At 66.2% G+C, this 21,825-nt stretch carries 18 protein-coding genes; 16 read left to right on the top strand and 2 right to left on the bottom strand.

The features are described from left to right. Nucleotides 1–44 precede the first annotated feature (44 nt). The 5 genes from ACSQ25_RS09195 to ACSQ25_RS09215 all read left to right on the top strand — a co-directional run bounded on the left by ACSQ25_RS09195 (nt 45) and on the right by ACSQ25_RS09215 (nt 8,168). Entirely contained in the window at nt 45–1,190 is a 1,146-nt protein-coding gene (locus tag ACSQ25_RS09195; RefSeq protein ID WP_436105386.1) for an MFS transporter, read from the top strand. A 351-nt stretch (nt 1,191–1,541) separates the two neighbouring features. Continuing rightward, nucleotides 1,542–2,618, top strand: coding sequence for a YCF48-related protein (locus ACSQ25_RS09200; RefSeq protein ID WP_436105387.1), 1,077 nt, complete (start codon nt 1,542–1,544; stop codon nt 2,616–2,618). Further along, nucleotides 2,615–5,059, top strand: coding sequence for an efflux RND transporter permease subunit (locus ACSQ25_RS09205; protein WP_436105388.1), 2,445 nt, complete (start codon nt 2,615–2,617; stop codon nt 5,057–5,059). The genes ACSQ25_RS09200 and ACSQ25_RS09205 overlap by 4 nt, the downstream gene beginning before the upstream one ends. A 36-nt stretch (nt 5,060–5,095) precedes the next feature. Then, a complete protein-coding gene (locus tag ACSQ25_RS09210) occupies nt 5,096–6,775 on the top strand; it encodes a DUF1302 domain-containing protein (protein WP_436105389.1) in 1,680 nt (559 codons plus the stop codon). Between the two features lie 13 nt (nt 6,776–6,788). Then, a complete protein-coding gene (locus ACSQ25_RS09215) occupies nt 6,789–8,168 on the top strand; it encodes a DUF1329 domain-containing protein (RefSeq protein ID WP_436105390.1) in 1,380 nt (459 codons plus the stop codon). 21 nt (nt 8,169–8,189) lie between these two features. Here ACSQ25_RS09215 and ACSQ25_RS09220 read toward each other — a convergent pair whose 3' ends face one another. Continuing rightward, on the bottom strand, nt 8,190–8,684 hold the full coding sequence (locus tag ACSQ25_RS09220) for a MarR family winged helix-turn-helix transcriptional regulator (protein ID WP_436105391.1): 495 nt from the start codon (nt 8,682–8,684) through the stop codon (nt 8,190–8,192). Between the two features lie 124 nt (nt 8,685–8,808). Between ACSQ25_RS09220 and ACSQ25_RS09225 the strand changes: the two genes are divergently transcribed. The 3 genes from ACSQ25_RS09225 to ACSQ25_RS09235 are packed head-to-tail and all read left to right on the top strand — an operon-like array spanning nt 8,809 to nt 11,521. Continuing rightward, entirely contained in the window at nt 8,809–9,852 is a 1,044-nt protein-coding gene (locus tag ACSQ25_RS09225) for an aromatic ring-hydroxylating dioxygenase subunit alpha (protein ID WP_436105392.1), read from the top strand. Beyond that, a complete protein-coding gene (locus ACSQ25_RS09230; protein WP_436105393.1) occupies nt 9,849–10,802 on the top strand; it encodes a PDR/VanB family oxidoreductase in 954 nt (317 codons plus the stop codon). The genes ACSQ25_RS09225 and ACSQ25_RS09230 overlap by 4 nt, the downstream gene beginning before the upstream one ends. Before the next feature lie 11 nt (nt 10,803–10,813). Further along, on the top strand, nt 10,814–11,521 hold the full coding sequence (locus tag ACSQ25_RS09235; protein ID WP_436105394.1) for an alpha/beta fold hydrolase: 708 nt from the start codon (nt 10,814–10,816) through the stop codon (nt 11,519–11,521). On the opposite strand, the gene ACSQ25_RS09240 is transcribed toward ACSQ25_RS09235, so the two are convergent. Next, on the bottom strand, nt 11,510–12,553 hold the full coding sequence (locus tag ACSQ25_RS09240) for a fumarylacetoacetate hydrolase family protein (RefSeq protein ID WP_436105395.1): 1,044 nt from the start codon (nt 12,551–12,553) through the stop codon (nt 11,510–11,512). The genes ACSQ25_RS09235 and ACSQ25_RS09240 overlap by 12 nt on opposite strands. Before the next feature lie 293 nt (nt 12,554–12,846). On the opposite strand from ACSQ25_RS09240, the gene ACSQ25_RS09245 reads away from it, so the two are divergent. The 8 genes from ACSQ25_RS09245 to ACSQ25_RS09280 all read left to right on the top strand — a co-directional run bounded on the left by ACSQ25_RS09245 (nt 12,847) and on the right by ACSQ25_RS09280 (nt 21,818). Further along, nucleotides 12,847–13,929, top strand: coding sequence for an amidohydrolase family protein (locus tag ACSQ25_RS09245; RefSeq protein ID WP_436105396.1), 1,083 nt, complete (start codon nt 12,847–12,849; stop codon nt 13,927–13,929). Nucleotides 13,930–14,017: 88 nt separating this feature from the next. Beyond that, nucleotides 14,018–15,178, top strand: coding sequence for an alpha/beta hydrolase family protein (locus tag ACSQ25_RS09250; protein ID WP_436105397.1), 1,161 nt, complete (start codon nt 14,018–14,020; stop codon nt 15,176–15,178). Nucleotides 15,179–15,201: 23 nt separating this feature from the next. After that, a complete protein-coding gene (locus tag ACSQ25_RS09255; RefSeq protein ID WP_436105398.1) occupies nt 15,202–16,149 on the top strand; it encodes a VOC family protein in 948 nt (315 codons plus the stop codon). 9 nt (nt 16,150–16,158) lie between these two features. Continuing rightward, nucleotides 16,159–16,527 carry a Rieske (2Fe-2S) protein gene (locus ACSQ25_RS09260; RefSeq protein WP_436105399.1) on the top strand — a complete coding sequence of 123 codons (369 nt, stop codon included), beginning with the start codon at nt 16,159–16,161 and terminating at the stop codon, nt 16,525–16,527. Then, nucleotides 16,520–17,650, top strand: a complete 1,131-nt coding sequence (locus ACSQ25_RS09265; RefSeq protein ID WP_436105400.1) for an FAD-dependent oxidoreductase — start codon at nt 16,520–16,522, stop codon at nt 17,648–17,650. The genes ACSQ25_RS09260 and ACSQ25_RS09265 overlap by 8 nt, the downstream gene beginning before the upstream one ends. A gap of 10 nt (nt 17,651–17,660) precedes the next feature. Next, entirely contained in the window at nt 17,661–18,473 is an 813-nt protein-coding gene (locus ACSQ25_RS09270; protein WP_436105401.1) for a cyclase family protein, read from the top strand. Nucleotides 18,474–18,482: 9 nt separating this feature from the next. Then, a complete protein-coding gene (locus ACSQ25_RS09275; RefSeq protein ID WP_436105402.1) occupies nt 18,483–19,472 on the top strand; it encodes a fumarylacetoacetate hydrolase family protein in 990 nt (329 codons plus the stop codon). A 144-nt stretch (nt 19,473–19,616) separates the two neighbouring features. Beyond that, nucleotides 19,617–21,818 (top strand): glycoside hydrolase family 3 N-terminal domain-containing protein, encoded by a 2,202-nt coding sequence (locus tag ACSQ25_RS09280; RefSeq protein WP_436105403.1) that lies wholly within the window; start codon nt 19,617–19,619, stop codon nt 21,816–21,818. Nucleotides 21,819–21,825 lie beyond the last annotated feature (7 nt).

The following is a 21,825-nucleotide window of genomic DNA, read 5'->3' on the forward strand; positions in this document are numbered from 1 at the left end:
GTCGACAGAACCGGGCGGGCGGCTTCCACACCAAGGAGACAACGATGACGAGTACGAGCGAGAGCTGGGGCGGGCGCGCCACCCTGATGGTGGCGCATTGCGCCGGGATGGTCGACCTGGTCGCGCTGCCGGTCTGGGTTGGGGTCCTGATCAGCGGCTATGGCCTGGACCCGCAGCAGGCCGGTGGGCTTGCCACCTTGTTCCTGATCGGCGCCGTGTCCGCCAGCCTGTTCGTCGCTCCCCGTTTCGCCCGGCTGCCCAAGCGCGCCACCGCGGCGGGCGGTTTCGCCTTCGCCGCCCTGGCATTCGGCGCCGTCGGGATGGTCGACGATTACGCGGCCATGGCCGTCCTGCACGTGGTCGCCGGCCTGGCTGCGGCGACGGCGCTGAGCGTCACACACGCCACCATCGGCGGCAGCAGCAACCCGCACCGCCTGTTCGCCATCGTCGGCTTTGCGCTGGGCATCTTCGGCATCCTGTTCATGGGCGGCGTGCCGAAGATCGTGGCGGCGGTGGGCGCGCCCGCGCTGTTCTGGAGCTTTGCCGGCATCATGGCCTTCGCCGCCTGCGTGGCCGCGCTGGGCTTTCCCGAAGCGCGCTCCGCGGGCGGGCATGCCCAGCGCCTGCCCGGCAAATTGCCGCGCGCCGTATGGCTTGCTGCGATCGGCGTCAGTTGCATGGCGCTGGTCCAGGCGATGATGTTTTCCTTCCTCGAGCGCATCGGGGCCGACCGCGGCTTCGGCGCAGCGGCGGTGGCGGGGGTGCTGATCGCGCTCGGTTTCGTCAACCTGCTGCCGGCGCCGCTAGCCGCCTTGCTCCAGAAGCGCGTCAATCCGCGCACGGTACTGGTCTGCGGTCCCATCGTGCAGGCGCTGCTGGCCCTCCTGATGACGCAAAGCCAGGCCTTCATCCCCTATGCGGCCGGCGCGATGTTCTTCGCCGCCGTGATGATCTTCACCCACACCTTCGCTTTCGGCCTGCTGGCCGCGCTCGACCCCAGCGGCCGTGCGGTCGGCGCGACGCCGGCGATGCTGATGATCGGCGCGGCGGTCGGCCCCATCCTCGGCGGGACGGTCGTCAAGCTCTCGGGCTACCAGAGCCTGGGCTTCGCCGCCGTCGTCATCGCCGCCTGTGCCGTCGCCTGCTTCCTGCCGGCCCGTCCCGCCGATCCGGTGCTGTCGCAGTCCTGAACTCCGCCTTCCCCGTTCTCCTTTCCAGGCCTGCCGGAGCCTCCGGCAGGCCTTCGCCGCGCGCCGTCCGTCCACCGGCTTGATGTATCGGCGGCGCCGATAGAAGCCATCGAAAGTCTCCAGTTCTCCCCCGGCAAGCCTCGCTATACCATCAATTCATAACAAACCGGCACCACTCAGCCGACACAAGATGGAGACCTTGCCCATGCACGCCCGCGACTGATCGCAGCCCTTGCTTCATGCCCGCCCCCTGGCGGGTGCTTCCCGCCGACCCCTTCGAGACAGGCGCGCCGTGGCAGCGCCAGGGGGAAGTCTTGTCTTTCGCCGTACTCACTTTGCAGGAAACGTGGAATGAATCAGATTGTTTTTAGCTTGCGCCCCGGGGCCGTGCTGCTGGCCGCGGCGCTGTTGCCGGGAAGCGCCGCTGCCGCCCCCGAGGCCGGTGTGCTGGCACGGCCCGCGCTGAAGGCCGAGCGCCTGCACAGCCGCAGCTTCCTGGCGCTGACCAGCGCCGGCAAGCGCATCGTCGCGGTGGGCGAGCGCGGCCTGATCGCACTGTCGGATGACGGTGGCGCCAGCTGGCGCCAGGCGAGCACCCCGGTCAGCACGACGCTGACCAGTGTCAGCTTCGTCGATGCGCGCCTGGGCTGGACCGCGGGCCATGCGGGCACCATCCTGCACAGCGCCGATGGCGGCGCCACCTGGACCCTGCAAACGGAGGGCCGCGCGGTCGCGCGCCAGGTGCAGGCATCGGCTGCGAATGAGGCAGCAGCCGCCGGCATGGCATCGGTGGCGGCGCAACTGGTGGCCGATGGCCCGGACAAGCCCTTCCTAGACATCCAGTTCAGCGACGCACGCAAGGGCGTGGCGGTCGGCGCCTATGGGCTGGCGGTCCGGACCCGCGACGGCGGCCGCAGCTGGACCTCCTTCATGCACCAGGTTCCGAATCCCAAGGGCCTGCACCTGTACGCCGTGCGGCTCGTCGGCGACACCGTCTGGCTGGCCGGCGAACAGGGCTACTTCGCCCGTTCCGCCAACGGCCAGGATTTCACGCGCATCGAGACGCCTTACCGGGGCAGTTATTTCGCCATGGCGGCCAGCGGCAGCGGGGTCGTGATCGCAGGATTGAAGGGCAACGCCTTCCAGGTCAGCCCGGACGGCGCCAGCTTCACCCGCATCGAAGGCGCGCCGCCGGTCTCCTTCAGCGGCGTGGCGGCCCTGGGCGACGGCAGGTTCGCCTTCACGAATCAGGCCGGCCAGGTGCTGCTGGCGCCGCGCGCCGGCGCCCCGCTGGCGATGCTGTCCGCCGGCCCGCGCGCTCCGGTGAGCGCGGTGACCGAGTCGGCCGACGGCCGCCTGGTATTGGCCGGCGCCGCCGGCCTCGAGACACTCGGGCAGGGCGCCGCGAAGAAGGGAGGCCAGCCATGAACCCGACTTCCTCCACCTCGCGCCAGGACCCGATTCCCGACCTGGAACACTTCGACCGCCAGTCCGGCTCCTGGGCGGAGCGCCTGCTGTTCAACCACCGCGCGGTCGTGGTGGCGCTCTGCCTGGCCTTGACGGCGCTGCTGGCCTGGACGGCCATGGGCCTGCGATTGAACGCCAGCTTCGAGGACATGATCCCGAAGAGCCATCCCTACATTGCCAACTACCTGAAGAACAAGCAGGACCTGGCGGGCCTGGGCAACGCGGTGCGGATCGCGGTCGCGCCCAGGAGCGGCAGCATTTACGACCCGGCCTATCTCGCCACCCTGCAGCGCGTCAGCGACGACGTCTTCCTGCTGCCCGGCGTCGACCGCGCCGCGATGAAGTCGCTGTGGACCCCGTCCACGCGCTGGGTCGGCGTGACCGAGGATGGCATGGACGGCGGCCCGGTGATCCCGAACGAATACGACGGATCGGCCGCCAGCATCGAACAGGTGCGCATGAACGTGCAGCGCTCCGGCCAGGTCGGCCAGCTGGTGGCGCGCGACGGCAAGTCCAGCATCATCTACGTGTCGCTGCTGGCGGTCGACCCCGAGACCGGCAAGGCGCTCGACTACGCCGTGTTTTCCGGGCGGCTAGAGGAGCTCCGCGCACGCTACGCGGCCCAGAACGTCGACATCCACATCGTCGGCTTCGCCAAGGTGGTCGGCGACCTGATCGACGGCATCCGCCTGATCCTGCTGTTCTTCGCGGTCGCCATCCTGATCGCCACGGCCATGCTGTACTGGTACACCCGCTGCGTGCGCAGCACCCTGCTGGTGGTGCTGTGCTCCTGCGTGGCGGTGGTGTGGCAGCTCGGCCTGCTGCCGCTGCTCGGCTACTCGCTCGATCCCTACTCGGTGCTGGTGCCCTTCCTGGTGTTCGCCATCGGCATGAGCCACGGGGCCCAGAAGATGAACGGCATCATGCAGGACGTCGCCCGCGGCGCCCACCGCATCATCGCCGCGCGCTTCACCTTCCGCCGCCTGTTCCTGGCCGGGCTCACGGCCCTGCTGTGCGACGCGGTCGGCTTCGCGGTGCTGATGATCATCGACATCAAGGTGATCCAGGACCTGGCGGTGGTGGCCAGCATCGGGGTCGCGGCCCTGATCTTCACCAACCTGATCCTGCTGCCCATCCTGCTGTCGTATATCGGGGTCGGCGCCAAGGCGGCGCAGCGCAGCCTGGGCCATGGCGGGGAGGATGGCGCGCTGTGGCGCCTGCTCGGCAAATTCACGCAGCGGCGCTGGGCCGCGCCGACGGTGGTGATCGCGGTGCTGATGGGCGTGGCGGGCTACGCCGCCAGCCTGCAGCTGAAGATCGGCGACCTCGACCCGGGCGCGCCGGAACTGCGCGCCGACTCCCGCTACAACCGCGACAACGCCTACGTGGTTGGCCACTACGCGGCCAGCAGCGACGTGTTCGCCGTCATGGTGCGTACGCCCGAGGGCCAGTGCGCCGCCTACGACACCCTGATGCGGATCGACGCGCTGGAGTGGCGCCTGGCGCAACTGCCCGGCGTCGACTCGACCAATACGATGGCCCTGCTGAACCGCCGTGTGATCACCGGACTCAATGAAGGCAACCTGAAGTGGTACGAACTGTTGCAGAACCAGAGTTCGCTGAACATGGTCACGGCCGGTGCGCCGCGTGGCCTGTACAACGATTCCTGCAGCCTGCTGACGATGTACGTCTACCTGCGCGACCACAAGGCGGACACCCTGACGCGCGTGGTGGATGAGGTCGAGCGCTTCGCCGTGGACAACAACACGGCCGAGGTGCGCTTCGAGCTGGCGGCCGGCAACGCCGGTATCGAGGCCGCCACGAACATCGTGGTGAAGGATGCCAGCCGGGCCATGCTGTACTGGGTGTACGGCGCCGTCGTGCTGCTGTGCCTGGTCACCTTCCGTTCCTGGCGCGCGGTGCTGTGCGCGGTGCTGCCGCTGGTGCTGACCTCGATCCTGTGCGAAGCGCTGATGGTCGCCCTGGACATCGGCGTCAAGGTGGCGACCCTGCCGGTGATCGCCCTCGGGGTCGGCATCGGTATCGACTACGCGCTGTACGTGATGAGCATCATGCTGGCTCGCCTGCGCGCCGGCGACAGCCTCGACCAGGCCTACCGCGAGGCGCTGCATTTCACCGGCAAGGTGGTGCTGCTGACCGGCGTCACGCTCGCCGTCGGCGTCTTCACCTGGGTCCTGTCACCCATCAAGTTCCAGGCCGATATGGGCCTGCTGCTGGCATTCATGTTCCTTTGGAACATGGTCGGCGCGCTGGTGCTGCTGCCGGCACTGGCCCGCTACCTCTTGCCGGAAGCAAGCCGGGCGAGCGGCGCGGAGCCGGCCGCCCGGCCCGGCGATGCCCCCGCCGTCGGCGCCGCGCATGCCGTCATCCACGTTCCATAAACGACTTCACACCCCCACCAATAACAAGGAGACACCATGAATCGTTCCAGGCCGCTATCAGGCAAATCCGGGCCGCCGCGGCGCTCGGCCATCGCAGGGGCCGTGCTCGCCGTCCTCGCCGGCGCGGCAGCTTCCAGCGTGCAGGCGGCGCCGGTCGAAACCGACAATCCGGATCTCAGGATCCGCTTCGACAATACGGTCAAGTACAGCCAGGCCTACCGGCTGCGGGGTGCCTCGCCCGGCCTGGCCAGCTGCGCAATCTGCCTGAACCAGAATGATGGCGACAACAACTTCGGCAAAGGCATGGTATCGAACCGCATCGACCTGCTCAGCGAGTTCGACGTCACTTACCAGAACGTCGGCCTGCGTGTCAGCGGGGCGGCCTGGTACGACGCGAAATACCGCTCGTCCAATGACAACGACACCATCACCGCGAACCACGTGCCGCGCAATCAGTTCCCGGAAGCGACGCGCAAGCTGCTCGGGAAGAAGGCGGAGCTGCTGGATGCCTTCGTGTTCGGCAAGGCCAGTTTCGGCGACATGCAGGGCAGCTTCCGCCTGGGACGCCACACCCTGCTGTGGGGCGAGAGCCTGTTCTACGGCGCCAACGGCATCGCCGGCGGCCAGGCGCCGATCGACCTGGTCAAGCTGCTCAGCGTGCCGAATGCCCAGTTCAAGGAAACCGCCATGCCGACCGGTAAGCTGTCCGGCCAGGTGCAGGTGAACGAAGACTTGTCGCTGGGCGCCTATTACGGGTACGACTGGCGCAAGACCCGGCTGATGCCGGTCGGCGGCTACCTGTCGACCACCGATACGATGGGCGAGGGCAAGGAGCGCATCATTGCCGGCAATCCGGCCTTGCCGAATCCGCCGGCCTTCGCCGCGCTGCCCGAACAGGAGCCGAAGGAGGGCGGGCAGTACGGCCTGCAGCTGCGCATGCGTGCGCCGAGCATCGATACCGATTTCGGCTTCTACGCCACGCGCTACCATGCGAGCACGCCCTCGAACATCTACAACACCCTGACCGGTTTCCCGCCGGCGCCGCGTCCATCGACTTTCCAGTGGACCTATGCGGAAGGCATCCGCGCCTATGGCGCCAGTTTCGCCAAGGCGATCGGCGAGGTGTCGCTGAGCGGCGAGGTATCGGTGCGGCGCAATGCGCCCCTGTCCAGCTCCGGCCAGTCCATCCTGAGCAGCATCGGCGTCAACGTGGGCCTGAACAACAACAGCAAGCCGGGCTATGCGATCGGCGAAACCGCGCACGCCCAGCTTTCCTGGCTGGCCAGCCTGGGGCCGTCCTTCATCTCGCGCGAAGCCTCCTTCCTGGGCGAGATCGCCTGGAACCGCATCACCTCGGTGACCCGCAATGCCGGCATGCTCAACCCGAATGCGGACCGCTCGGCGACCGCCTTGCGCATGGTGTTCTCGCCCACCTACCGGCAGCTGTTCCCCGGCGTCGACCTCAGCGTGCCGGTTGGCGTGAGCCATACGCGCGGCCGTTCGGGCGCGCTGGGGCCGGGTTTCGGCGTGCATCGCGGCGGCGACGTGAACCTGGGCGTCTCCGCGATCTACCTGAACGGATGGACCCTGGCCGCCAATTACACGCACTTCTACGGGCCGGAAGGTCCGACCCTGGACGGCGCCAACAACGCGCAGTTCAAGCAGGCACTGCGCGACCGCGACTACCTCTCTCTGTCGATCCGCAACACATTCTGACCAGGAGTACACCATGCACCACATCCACACGAAGAAGACCACGCTGCGCCTGATGCCGGGGCTCTGCCTGGCGATGGCATTCGGCGCCTACGGACTCGCTTATGCGGGCGTCACCGCGGACGAGGCGGCCCAGCTGAAAACCACACTGACCCCGATGGGGGCGGAACGGGCCGGCAACAAGGAAGGGACCATCCCCGCCTGGACCGGCGGCTATACGACGCCGGTCCCCGGCTTCAAGAACGGCGGCCGCCGCGGCGACCCGTTTGCCAGCGACAAGCCGCTGTTCCAGATCACGGCCAAGAACATGGACCAGCATGCCGACAAGCTGACCGACGGCACCAAGGCGCTGCTGAAGAAGTACCCGAACAGCTACCGCGTCGACGTCTACACCACCCGTCGCACCGCAGCCGCGCCGCAGTGGGTGTATGACAACACCTTCAAGAACGCTACCAACGCCAAACTGGACGGCGAGATGGTGACCGGCGCCTACGGCGGCATTCCCTTCCCGATACCGAAAAGCGGCTGGGAGGTGATGTCCAACCACCTCCTGCACTGGCGCGGCGAGGCCTGGCAGCAGGACTTCCGCCAGTTCCTGACCACCTCCGACGGCAAGCGCGTGCTGTCCAGCGAAGGGCAGGGCACCTACCAGATGCCCTATTACTTCAAGGACGGCGCCGACAAGTTCAAGAACAATAATTACTGGATGCTGCGCCTGGTGACGGCGGCGCCCGCGATCCGTGCCGGCGAAGCGATCACCGGATCGGAAAACCTGGATCCGGACAAGAGCCAGGCCTGGGTCTACCTCACCGGGCAGCGGCGTACCCGCAAACTGCCGAACGCCTGCTGCGACACGCCGACACCGGCCTCGGCCGGCGTGATGAGCTTCGACGAAATCGACGTCTGGGGCGGGCGTGGCGACCGCTTCGACTGGAAGATCGTCGGCAAGAAGGAGATGTATATCCCGTATAACGCCAACGGCCTGTATACGCCGAAGAGCGACGCCGAGGTCTTCGGTCCCAACCACCTGAACCCGGACCACGTACGCTGGGAACTGCACCGCGTGTGGGTGGTCGAGGCCACGCTCAAGCAGGGCAAGCGCCACCAGGCGCCGCGCTCGCGCTACTACGTGGACGAAGACAGCTGGGTGGCGGTGCTGGGCGACCGCTGGGACGCCAAGGGCCAGCTGTGGAAGACCTTGTGGTCGCATCCGGTCGTGATGCCCGACTTGCCGGCCACTACGCCGCCACAGCAGTTCGGTTTCAATGACCTGATCAGCGGCGCCTGGTACATGAGCGGTGTGGTGAACGAGAAGAACACCCACTACCGCATCATCGGCCGCCAGCCGGAAGCCAGTTTCACCGGCGACGCGCTGGCGGGCGAGGGCGTGCGCTAAGCAATATCCGGCCGTGCCAGCTTATGGACCTGGCACGGCCAGCGGCGCCCGGCTCTGCGCGTTGTTCTCGCGTACCAGCTTGGCCAGCAGTTCCATGAACTTGCGCTGCTCCGCCGGGCTCAGGGGTGCAAGCAGGCGCTCGCGCAGCCGCAGGGCGCCGGCCTGCATGTTTTCCAGCATCCGTGTGCCGTTCGATGTAATCGTCAGTGCACGCTGGCGCCGGTTATGGGGAATCACGCGCCGCTCCAGCAGGCCCTTCTCTTCCAGTCGGGCGCACACGCTTGCACCGGTCGAGGTATCGATCGCGGCCAGGCCGGCCAGCGACACCTGGTCGATGCCCGGATGCAGGGCCAGCTGGCTGAGGATTGCATACTGCACCGGCGTCAGTTCGTCGCCCAGTTCATCGAAGAAGATCGAGACCGAAATCTGCTGCGCGCGGCGCAGCAGGTGGCCCGGATGCTCGTAGATATTGAACATCTCGCGATGTTGATCGTCTTTCTGTTGATTGGTCGGCATGGTCGGCAAGCGTGGCGGTGAGACGGCAGTTTACTTCGTCGCATAAAACGATGATACTGTTTTAAACATTCAGTGTACTGAATGTTAGGGCGAGCCCCCAACACAAACAATCAAGGAGACAAGCATGTTCCCGAAAAACGCATGGTATGTGGCCTGTACGCCCGACGAAATCGCGGACAAGCCCCTGGGCCGGCAGATCTGCGGCGAGAAGATCGTGTTCTACCGCGGTGAGAGAGGCAAGGTGGCGGCGGTCGAGGATTTCTGCCCGCACCGGGGAGCGCCGCTCTCGCTCGGATTCGTCCGCGACGGCAATCTGGTCTGCGGATATCACGGCCTCGAGATGGGGTGTGAAGGCAAGACGATCAGCATGCCGGGCCAGCGCGTACGCGGTTTCCCCTGCATCCGCAGCTATCCGGTCGAAGAGCGCTACGGCTTCATCTGGGTCTGGACCGGCGACGAGAAGCTCGCCGACCCGGCAGCGATCCACCATCTCGAATGGGCGGACAATCCGGAATGGGCGTATGGCGGCGGCCTGTATCACATCAACTGCGATTACCGCCTCATGGTCGACAACCTGATGGACCTCACCCATGAGACCTATGTCCATGCGTCGAGTATCGGGCAAAAGGAAATCGACGAGGCGCCGGTCACGACCAGGGTCGAGGGCGAGCAGGTGATCACCAGCCGCTTCATGGACAACATCAGCGCACCGCCGTTCTGGCGTGCCGCGTTGCGAGGCAATGGCCTGGCCGACGACGTGCCGGTGGACCGCTGGCAGATCTGCCGCTTCAACGCCCCCAGCCACGTCATGATCGAGGTCGGGGTGGCCCATGCTGGAAAAGGCGGCTACCACGCGGACCCGGCGCACAAGGTGTCGAGCATCGTGGTCGACTTCATCACGCCGGAGACCGAGACCTCGCACTGGTATTTCTGGGGCATGGCGCGCAGATTCAGGCCGGAGGATGCGGAGCTGACCAGGATGATCCGCGAGGGACAGGGCAAGATTTTCAGTGAAGACCGCGAGATGCTGGAGCTCCAGCAGCAGAACATCCTGCGCCATCCCGAGCGCAAGCTCCTGATGCTGAACATCGATGCCGGCGGCGTGCAGTCGCGCCGGATCATCGACCGCTGGCTCGCGCTTGAAGGCGCCGCCCGGGAGGTGGCATGAGCACGATCGAGGTCCGCGTTGCGGCGAAAGTGTGCGAGGCCGAGGGTATCTGCAGCTACGAACTGGTGCGCCTGGACGGGATGCCGCTGCCGCCTTTCGAGGCGGGCGCCCATATCGACGTGCATGTCGGCGACAAGCACGTACGTCAGTATTCGCTATGTAATGCACCGCATGAAACGCACCGCTACCTGATCGGCGTGCTGCGCGATCCCGGCTCGCGCGGCGGCTCCGTTGCGATGCACGACGCGGTGCATGCCGGTGCGGTACTGTCGATCAGCGCGCCCAGGAACCACTTCCCCCTGGTGGATGCCGCGCACACGCTCCTGATCGCCGGCGGAATCGGTGTCACACCGATCCTGGCGATGGCCGAAGCGCTGGCGTCGAAAGGGGCTGGATTCGAGATGCACTACTGCGCACGCTCGCCGGAGCATGCGGCATTCCGCGAACGCATCGCGGCATCAGGTTTCTCCCGGCAGGTGCATTTTCATTACGACAACGGTGACGCGGCGCAGAAGCTGGACCTTCCTGCCTTGCTGGCGGCGCCGTCCGGCCAGCATTTGTATGTGTGCGGGCCATCAGGCTTCATCGAGTACGTGCTGGCGTCGGCGCGCGCACAGGGCTGGCCCGACGCGCAGCTGCACGTTGAATATTTTTCGGGGGCGGTCGTCGACACTGCCGGCGACCAGCCCTTCGACGTGAAGCTCGCGTCGAGCGGACAGGTGCTGACTGTGCCGGCCGGGCGCACGGTCATCCAGGTGCTGGCGGAGCAGGGCATCGATGTCCCCTATTCATGCGAGGAAGGCGTCTGCGGAACTTGCGTGACCCGGGTGCTGGACGGTGTGCCGGATCACCGCGACCTGTACCTGACGGACGAGGAACATGCCGCGAACGACCAGTTCACGCCTTGCTGTTCGCGCGCCAAGACCAGCCTGCTCGTTCTGGACATTTAAGGACAACAGCAATGAAAACAGTGATGCTGTTGTGCGGCCTGCTTTGCGACGAAGTGGTGTGGGAAGCCCAGGCCGAGGCCTTGGGGCGCGACTACGATGTCCGCATCCTGAAATTCGTGGAACAGGATTCGATGGAGGCGATGGCGGAGCATGTCCTGCGCAACGCGCCGGAGAGCTTCGCGCTGGCGGGGCACTCGATGGGAGGACGCGTCGCGCTCGAAGTCGTGCGCCGTGCAGGCTCGCGCGTGGAGCGCCTGGCGCTGCTCGATACCGGCTTCGACGCCCCTGCGGCGGGCGAAGCGGGCAGGCGCGCCGTCCTCGTCAACCAGGCGCTGCAAGCGGGCATCGACTCCGTCGCGGCGGCCTGGGGCCTCCCGATGCTGGCGCCACGCCATCGCAGCGAGCCGTTCCTGGTCCAGGCCGTGTTCGACATGGTGGGACGCATGTCGGGCGCGATCTACGCGGCCCAGACCCGCGCCCTGCTGGGCCGGCCGGATGCGACCGAGGTATTGAAGAAGCTCGACTGCCCGACACTCATTCTTTGCGGGATGGAAGATGGCTGGAGTCCGCCGGAGCGGCATCGCCGGATGGCGGAACTGGCGCCGCGCGCCATCCTGCGCCTGGTCGACGACTGCGGCCACATGTCGATGATGGAGCAGCCGGATGCGGTGCTCGCCGCGCTCCGGGAATGGCTAGCCCTGGACGATTCAGCGCATTAAGGCGCGGGCCTCGGCGACGCAGGGGTTGCGCTGCTCGCCAAGTCCGGTGATCGAAGCTTCCATCACGTCGCCGTCGCGCAGGTAACGCCCGTAGTGGATGCCGTTCCCGGCCGGCGAACCGGTGCAGATGATGTCGCCCGGCCACAGCTGTACACGGCTCGAGATGTATTCGATCTGGCGAGCGATGTCGAAGATCATGTCGGACGTGGTTTCGTCCTGCATGACTTCGCCGTTCAGCTTGAGCACGATCTGGAGCTGCTGCGGATCGGCGACGAAAGCGGCCGGCACCAGGTAGGGCCCGAGCGGGAGGAAAGTAGGGGAGTTCTTGCTCGACACCCAGTCCGTACCCATGGCCTTCGGCTCCTTGCACCAGATCAGGTCGCGGCTGGTGATGTCATTGGCGATGGTATAGCCCGCGATATAGTCCGCGGCGTCTTCGCGGCTTACATGGCGCGCCGGCTTGCCGATCACGACCGCCAGTTCCAGTTCCCAGTCGGGTTGGCTCGCCAGGGCAGGCAGGATGACCGGATCGTATGGTCCGGTGACTGCGGAGGGAATCTTGCTGAAGACGTAGGGTGAGCCCGTCGCGGCGCGCTCCTGCATCAGGTTTTCAGCGTAAGTACGTAGTTCTGCCGGTGTCATTCCCGCAGTCGCGGGCTGTGCCCCAGGGCCCATGCTGACAAGCATGTCCACGACGTGCTTGAAGTAGTTGGCGCCGGTGCAGAAGATCTGGCGCGGCAGCTCGACCGGGGCGTGCACCTTGAGGCTGGAGAGCGGTGTCCAGTCGAGCGCGCCGTTCTGGTCGGCCAGCGCGAGCGTCTCGCACAGAACGGCGAAATTGCTTTGCCAGTTCTGCAGCAGGGCATACACCGATTCGCTGCCGCTCAGTTGCAACCCATTGCCCTCAGCCACTTTCTTCAGCACGTGCAGGGCAATGACCTGGTCATCCCGCAGGAGACCGGCAAACGCTTCTGAGCCGGCGGCCGAAAAGCTGCCGAGCTTGAAACCGGCCTGGGTGTGCGTGTCCGTCATACAGTTCTTTCCTATGGTGGTTAGCTGGGATCTCGAGCCGCCAGTATAGGGAGAGCGCTTCCTGTTGACGAATGGTGAATTCCGTTAGGAGACGTCGGCAAAACCGATAGGTGCCGCGGCTTCGCGACCCATCGGTTTGGCCGATGCGAGCAATCGGAAAAATCGCGCGAGCGATGCGTAGGGGATCGCTAGAATCGACCGGATTCACGCCGCCCCACTCACGATCAGGAGACCGCATGCTGTTTCATCAATGTACGCCGAAATGCCCTGGCGATTGCCCTGGGAATTCCCCGGTGCATGTGCAGGACGCAGCGCGCCGCAAAACCCGGACATTCACCGTCGACCTCCATTGCCACGCCTTCTTCCCGGAGGTCGAAAAGCTGGTTGCAGGATTGCCGCAGAAGCTGGCGGAACCCGAACTGATGCTGCGTGCGATGGGCGCTGCCACCGTGGACTACAACAACAAGGTGATGCTGCCGCAGGCCGGGCCGAAGCTGACCAATCTCCAGCAGCGCCTGGGCGACATGGATGCCATGGGCGTCGACATGCAGCTGGTGAGCCCTACCTCGACCCAGCACTATTACTGGGCAGAACCGGACCTGGCTGCCGAAGTCGTTCGCATCCAGAACGAGGGCATGGCTGAATTGTGCGCGACGCATCCGGACCGCTTCCTCGGACTGGGCACGCTGGCACTGCAGCATCCCGCGCTCGCGATCGAACAGCTCGAGCAGGCCGTGCGCAAGCAGGGCCTGCGCGGCGTGGAGATCTCGACGATGGTCGCCGGGAAGGAGCTGGCCGATCCGATGTTCGAGCGCTTCTGGGCCAAGGTGGAAGAACTCGGATGCATCGTGTTCATCCATCCGTTCGGCACGACATTGGGGACGCGCCTGGACCGCCACTACCTGTCGAACGTGATCGGGCAGCCGCTGGAAACCACGATCGCGCTTTCCCACCTGATCTTCGGCGGCGTGCTGGACCGCTACCCGGGCGTGAAGATCCTGGCGGCGCATGGTGGCGGCTACCTGCCGTCGTACATCGGGCGCTCCAACCACGCCTGGCATGCGCGGCCCGATGCGCGCAGTTGCGCCAAACCACCGGGCGACTACCTGCGCCAGATCTGGTTCGACAACCTGGTGTACGAACCGGAGGCGCTGCGCCACCTGATCCAGGAAGCCGGTATCGACCAGGTCGTGACCGGTTCGGATTATCCCTTCGACATGGGCCAATACACCTTCTCGGACTTGCTGGACTCGGTGCCGGGCCTGTCGCAGGACGACCATGAAGGCATCGCCTGGCGCAACGCGGAGCGCCTGCTGGGCCAGGGCTTGAAGCCCGCGGACTGGAAGCCGCCGGTCAAGCATTCAGCCGACCGATAGGTCGTATCGGAATAATCCATTTTACGGATGGCCCGGGCCTCCCTACAGTGGGATACGCATCATTTACTCACGAGCCATCTCACTACAAATGTTTAAATATTTTCCCACCAACTACCCCTGGAACCTGTCGGTCGACCTGGCCATCGAAATGGGCGCACGCATCGGCGAGATCGAGGAAATGTGCGCTCCGCTGCAGGAAGCGGCGAAGCAGCCGGATGCCGCGGGCACCAAGGCCTTCCGCGAGACCTGGGCGAAGATGGCCGACAAGCTGTGCGGCCTGGCCGAAGAGGACGAGGCGCGCGGCCGCCTGATCTCGGCCGGCGACAAGTACGGCCGCGCGGCCACCTACTACCTGACCGCAGAGCGCCTGCAGGCGCATGGCGCGCCGGGCCGCCTCGAACTGTACAAGCGCTTCATCGAGGTATTCAACAAGGGCCTGAAGCTGGCCGGAGAGAACTGCGAGCGGGTCGAGATCCCCTACGGCGATGCCCATATCTCGGGCCTGTACGTGCGCGCCGAGGGTGTGGATGGGCCAGCACCAATCCTGGTGCAGGTCAACGGACTCGATTCGACCAAGGAAATGAAGTACCGCGTCGGCCTGCCGCAGTGGCTGGCCAAACGCGGTGTGTCCTCGCTGGTGATCGACCAGCCGGGCACCGGCGAAGCGCTGCGCCTGCACGGCATGCACGCTGTCTACGACAGCGAGCGCTGGGCCAGCAAGGTGGTTGACTGGCTCGAGACCCGCGCCGACGTCGATCCGAAGCGCATCGGCCTGGAAGGCGTGTCGCTGGGCGGCTATTACTGCCCGCGCGCCGTGGCCTTCGAGCCGCGCTTTGCCATGGGCGTGGTCTGGGGCGCCAACCACGACTGGCGCGACGTCCAGAAGAAGCGCCTGGCCAAGGAGGGCAGCTTCCCGGTGCCGCACTACTGGGAACACGTACGCTGGGTCTGGGGCGCCAAGGACCAGGAAGACTTCATGCGCATCGCCGAGAACGTCCACCTGGACGGCATCCTCGACCGCATCAAGGTGCCTTTCCTGGTGACGCACGGCCAGAAGGACTCGCAGATCCCCTTGCACTGGGCCGAACGGACCTACGAGCAGCTGGTCAACAGCCCCAAGCGCGAACTGAAGATCTTCACCGAGCGCGAAGGCGGCATCCAGCACTCCAGTTTTGATAATTCCGCCAACGCGGGCGCCTACATCGCCGACTGGGTCGCCGAGACCCTGGGCGGCCGCACGGCAATCTGACCACATCGAGAAAGAAAACACCCATGAATATCATCGGACCCGACGCACTGCTGTTCGGCGTCGACGACGTCGACGCCTGTACCCAATACCTGACCGACTACGGCCTGGCGCCGGTCGGAGGAGGCCGTTTCGAAGCACTGGATGGCACTGCCATCGTCATCGCGCATAAGGACGATGCGGCGCTGCCGCCCGCGATGGGCACTGCCAGCATGCTGCGCAAGACCATTTACGGCGTCGCCGACCAGGCCACCCTGGGCGCGATCGCGGAAGAGCTGGGACGCGACCGCGAAGTCAAGCGCCTGCCGGACGGCAGCATCGAGTCGGTCGACGACATGGGCTTCGTACTTGGCTTCCAGCTCACCGTGCGCCGTCCGCTCGACCTGCCGGCCGAGCCGATCAACGCGCCCGGCGCCCCGCCGCAGCGGCCTGCCAACGTGGTGGGTGTGAGTGAAGATGCCCCGGCCTTGCCGCGCACGCTGTCGCACGTGGTGTACTTCGTGCCCGATACGGCCAAGGCCGAAGCCTTCTACGTGGAGCGCCTCCGGTTCCGCTGCACCGACCGCCTGGTCGGCGCCGGGCCCTTCCTGCAGCCCGCCGGCACCGCGGACCACCACACCCTGTTCATGATCCAGACCCCGCCCTTCATGAAGGGCTGCGAGCACTTCACCTTCCACATGGGCGGGCCGACCGAGGTGATGCAGGCCGGTACCCGCTTCGTGAACAAGGGCTATCAGTCGTTCTGGGGTCCGGGCCGCCACAAGATGGGCTCGAACTGGTTCTGGTACTTCAACAGCCCGCTCGGCTGCCACGTCGAATACGACGCCGACATGGACATCCATGACGAGGCCTGGGTGGCGCGCGCGATCCCGATGGATGCCGACGCCTCGCAGCTGTTCCTGTTCGAGCGGCGCGACAAGTGGGCGCCGGGCGGTCCGCCGCCCGGGGCGGCAGGCGCCGGCGAGCGCCACTAGGAGCAGGGCATGAGCGCATCGGTATTCCTGTGCCGTGAGGACGCGCTGGCGGAAGGCCAGTCGCGCGGCTTCGACCCCTGGGGCGAGGGACACGACACGGTGCTGCTGGTCCGCCATGGCGGGAAGGTCTACGGCTGGCACGACGCCTGCCCGCACCACGGCGGCACCCCGATGGCCTGGCGCAAGGACGCCTACCTGAACGGCGACCGCAGCCGCATCGTGTGCGCCGCCCACGGCGCGCAATTCGACATCGCGAGCGGTGTCTGCACGCTGGGGCCCTGCCTGGGCCAATCGCTGCAGCCGGTCGGGATCGTCATCACATCGGAACAAGACATTTACATCTGCCGCGAAGGTGGAGGGGACACGGAACATGACTAGCAGCGCAAACAAAGTACTTATCATCGGCGGCGGGTTCTCCGGCATGGCCGCGGCAATCGAGCTGCGCCGCCAGGGCGTCGAGGTCGACCTGGTCGAAATCGACCCGGGCTGGCGCTCCTACGGCGCCGGCATCAGCCTGGGCGGCGCGACCCTGCGCGCTTTCCGCCGCCTCGGCGTGCTCGACGCGTTTCTGGCTGAAGGCGCAGCCTCGGATGGCGTCGATATCTTCATCCCGACCGGTGTCAAGGTCGCTGCGCTGCCGACCCCGCGCATTGCCGGCCCGGACGTACCGGGCAACGCAGGCATCATGCGGCCGGTGCTGGCGCGCATCCTGGCCGAGGCTACCCGCGCGGCCGGCGCCTCGGTGCGGCTGGGCTGCACGTTCACCCAGATCGAGCAGGACGACGAGGGCGTTGACGTCAGCTTCAGCGACGGCAGCCGCGGACGCTACGATCTGGTGATCGGCGCCGACGGCCTGTACTCGAAGGTGCGTGAAACCCTGTTCCCGGATGCGCCCAAGCCGCAGTACAGCGGCCAGGGCGTGTGGCGTGCGGTACTGCCGCGGCCCGCGGAAGTCACGGGCACCATGATGTGGCTGGGACCGAAGGTCAAGACCGGCCTGAATCCGGTATCAAGCGACGAGATGTACCTGTTCGTGACCGAAGACCGTCCGGAAAACACCCACATCCCCCCGAGCGAGTTCCTGGCGACCTTGAAAGGCTTGCTGGCGCGCTTCCCGGCGCCGCTGATGCAGCAGGTTGCCCAGCAGCTCGACGAGCATTCGCAGATCGTCTACCGCCCGCTGGAAAGCCTGCTGGTGCCGGCCCCCTGGTACCGCGGCCGCGTGGTACTGGTCGGCGATACCGTGCACGCCACCACGCCGCACATGGCCTCGGGCGCCTGCATCGGGATCGAGGATGCGATCGTGCTGGCCGAAGAGGTGGGGAAGGGCGGCAGCGTGGGTGAGGCCCTGGCGCGCTACCAGGAACGCCGCTGGGAGCGCTGCCGCATGGTGGTGCAGAATTCCGGCCGCCTGGGCGAGATCGAGATCGCCGGCGGCGACAAGGAAGAACACGGAAAAATCATGCGCGAGACCCTGATGGCGCTCGCCGCCCCGATCTGAAGGAGACCCCATGCCACGCCAATTCATCGACCTGTCGATCTACCTCGAGAACGAAGTGCTGTCCGATCCGCCGCCGCTGGCGCCGAAGATCACCTACCAGAAGCACGATGAAACCCTGAAGGAGTTCATGGCCATGATTCCCGGCACCACGCCCGAGGACTATCCGGATGGCGAGGCGGCCGCCGCCGAGTGGGTGACCATGACCACCCACAGCGGCACCCACCTGGACGCGCCTTACCACTTCCATTCGACGATGGATGCGAAGAATGGGGAGAAGAAGGCCTCGATCACGATCGACGAGGTGCCGCTGGAGTGGTGCTTCCAGCCGGGCGTCAAGCTCGACTTCCGTCACTTCCCGGACGGTTATGTCGCCACCGCCGAGGACGTCGAGGCGGAGCTGAAGCGCATCGGCCACGAACTGCAGCCGCTCGACATCGTGGTGGTGAACACCCGCGCCGGCAGCCGCTATGGCCACAACGACTTCGTGCAGGCCGGCTGCGGCATGGGCTACGAGGCCACCATGTACCTGCTCGAACGCGGCGTGCGCCTGACCGGCACCGACGCCTGGAGCTGGGATGCGCCGTTCTCGTACACCGCCAAGAAGATCGCGGAAACCGGCGACGTGTCGCTGATCTGGGAAGGGCACAAGGCCGGACGCGACATCGGCTACTGCCACCTCGAGAAGCTGCACAACCTGGAAAGCCTGCCGGGCCACGGCTTCTTCATCAGCTGTTTCCCGCACAAGGTGCGCCGCGGTTCGGCCGGCTGGACGCGCGCCGTGGCGATCGTCGACGACGCGCTGCTGGCGCTGCCGCGTAAATAAGGAGAGCGCATGAAACTTGCCACTTACCGCAATGGGGAGCCCGATGGCTGCCTGATGGTCGTCTCGCGTGACCTGAGCCGGGCTGTCGAGGCCTCTGGCCTCGCACCGAACCTGCTGCAGGCGCTGCAGCGCTGGGACGAGGTTGCCCCCGAGCTGCAGCGCCTGTCGGATGCGCTCAATGCGGGGCTCAAACCCCTGGCGCGTCCGTTCGATCCGGCACGCTGCATGGCGCCGCTGCCGCGCACTTTCCAGTGGTGCGATGCCTCCGCCTTCCTGAACCACGGCCACTTGATGGAGCGCGCCTTCAACACTCCGCCGATTCCGGACTTCGACACCATCCCCGTCATGTACCAGGGCGCCTCGGACGACTTCCTCGGCCCTTGCGAAGCGGTCCCGATGCCGGACGAAGCGCTCGGCATCGACTTCGAAGGCGAGTTTGGCGTGATCACCGGTCCGGTCGCCATGGGCGCCACGCCGGCGGCAGCGCAGCAGGCGATTCGCCTGGTGGTGCAGCTGAACGACTGGAGCCTGCGCAGCTTCGGTCCGCGCGAGATGAAGACCGGCTTTGGCTTCCTGCAGGCCAAGCCCTCGACCAGTTTCGCCCCGGTCGCGGTGACGCCGGACGAATTGGGGGAGTACTGGCGCGACGGCCGCGTGCAGCTGGAACTGGAAGTCACCTGGAACGAGGCGAGCTTCGGTCATCCGCACGGAGGCGAGATGCACTTCAGCTTCGGCGAATTGCTGGCCCATGCCGCGCGCACCCGCAAGCTGAGCGCCGGCACCATCGTCGGCACCGGTACCGTGTCGAACGCCGGTGGTGAACGCGGTTCGGCCTGCATCGCGGAGCGGCGCGTGATCGAGATCATCGCCCAGGGCGCGCCAGCCACCCCCTATATGCGCTTCGGCGACCGGGTCCGCATGTGCGCACGTACGCCGACTGGGGAGGCGCCGTTCGGTGCGATCGAGCAGCGCGTGGTGCAGTCCGGCGCAGCTATCTGATTCGGCAATTCTACGCATTCGAATTATCGATTGGACACATCGGTTCGAATGCGCATACGATCTCTTCGACTCGAAATGGTACCGCTACCGTCAGGGTGGAGGTCGAACGATAACAGGCAGGCTGCGACCTGCCGAGGAGATTACATGCAAGTCATTCATTTGCGCCGCCGCGTGCTGGCACGTTCGACGGCGCTCGCCGTATTGACAGTCCTGGGGGGCTGCGCCGCCCCGGGCGCCCTCGATCGCGCCGACCAACCCGTTATCGGCGTACGCAGCAAGGCGGTCCTGAACGTGGATGGCCGCGCTTTCCGTGACGCCAACGGGAACGGCCGCCTCGATCGGTATGAGGACTGGCGCCTGAGCGCAGAGCAACGGGCCGCCGACCTGCTGCCGCGCATGAGCCGCGAGCAGAAGGCCGGCATGATGCTGATCGATACCCTGAACGCCGGTTGCGCCGGCGCCCTGGCGGACACCAAGGCCGCCGATTACGTCAGGCAGCAGAAAATGACGCACTTCATCCTGCGCAATGTGGCCGGGCCCAAGCCGGATGCCTGCGACGGCAGCGTCAAGGCGGGCCGCGGCGGCTTCACCGTCACGCCGCGCCAACTGGCCGAGTTCCACAATGCCGTGCAAGCCATGGCGGAGGCCGAGCCCCTGGGCATTCCCGCGCTGTTCAAGGATAACCAGCGCAACCACTACAACAACGACCCTCGCTTCGGCATCTCGGGCGGCGCCGGTGCCTTCACGGAATTCCCGCGCGAAGCGGGTATCGCGGCGGCGGCGCTGGGCACCGGCGACATGGCGCCGGTGCGCGCCCTCACCGACGTGATGGGGGCCGAGTTCCGTGCAGTCGGCCTGCGCGGGGTGTACGGCTACATGGCGGATCTCGCCACCGAGCCGCGCTGGTACCGCATTTCCGAAGCATTTACCGAGAACGCCGACCTGAATGCCGACATCATGGGCGCCCTGGTCGGCGGCCTGCAGGGTGGCCCCCTGAACCCGCGCTCATCCGTCGCGCTGACGATGAAGCACTTCCCTGGCGGCGGACCGCAGGAGCAGGGGCTGGATCCGCACTATTCCTTCGGCAAGGGGCAGGTCTACCCGGGCGGTAATTTCGCTTACCACCTCAAACCCTTCAAGGCGGCGATCGACGCCGGCCTGGAAGCGGTCATGCCCTACTACGGCGTGCCGATCAAGGTGACTTACGAAGGCGTCACCTATGACCAGCTCGGCTTCGCATTCAATCGCCAGATCGTCACCGACCTGCTGCGCGACAAGCTGGGTTTTAAAGGCTATGTGAATTCCGATACCGGCATCATCAACGAGCGCGCCTGGGGTCTCGAGGGCAAGTCGGTGCCGGAACGCGCGGCGACGGCGATCAATGCCGGGGTCGACGTGCTGTCCGGATTCAATGAGAACAAGGTCATCCTCGATCTGGTCGAGCGTGGGCTGGTCAAGCAGGAGCGGGTCGACGAAGCGGCGCGCCGCCTGCTGCTGGCCCAGTTCCGGCTTGGCCTGTTCGAGAACCCCTACGTGGATGCCGCCAAGGTCGACAGCATCATCGGCAAAGCGGGGCACCGCGCCGCCGGGCTGCAGGTGCAGAAGCAGTCGATCGTCCTGTTGCAGAATAAGGCCGGGCTGCTGCCGCTGGCGGCCGGCAAGCGCGTTTACACCATGGGGATGGGCAAGGCCGACGTCGAGGCCTACGGTTACAAGGCCACCGACGGCAATTACACAGTCCCAGGGTCGCGCCCGAGCGCTGCGGGCCACGACGTGGCGATCATTCGCGTCCAGGTGACGAACCCGATGAAGACGACGCTGGCTTATCGTACTAAACAGATGGGCGCGGATGCGGGCAAGCTGAATCCGCGCACCGGCAAGACCTGGGGCACGGAAGATCCCTGCGTCAGCCACCCGGCGCAGAACCCGAAATGCGTGGACGACATGGGCATGCTGTTCGGCGGTTCCTTCCCCTGGGAGGCCGACAAGCTCTCGTTCACGGCCATGGCGGCCTCCGAGTCCTGGCAGATGTCGCCCTCGCTGGCGGATATCCAGGCCGTCATGCGTGAGGTCGGCGCCGAGCGCACGGTACTGGCGATCTACTTCCGCCAGCCCTATGTGCTGGACGAGGCCAGCGGCTTCAGGAAAGCGGGCGCAGTGCTGGCTACCTTCGGCGTCACGGACATCGCGCTGCTGGATGTCGTCAGCGGCAAGTTCAAACCCCAGGGCAAGCTGCCGTTCGCGCTGGCGAACAAGCTCGAGGCGATCGTCAACAAGCAGTCGGACGTGCCGGGCTACCCGGCCGTGGACACCCTGTATCCCTATGGCTTCGGCCTGAGTTACTGAAAGCGGC

Source organism: Massilia sp. LjRoot122, from assembly GCF_964252725.1.
GTDB lineage: Bacteria > Pseudomonadota > Gammaproteobacteria > Burkholderiales > Burkholderiaceae_D > Telluria.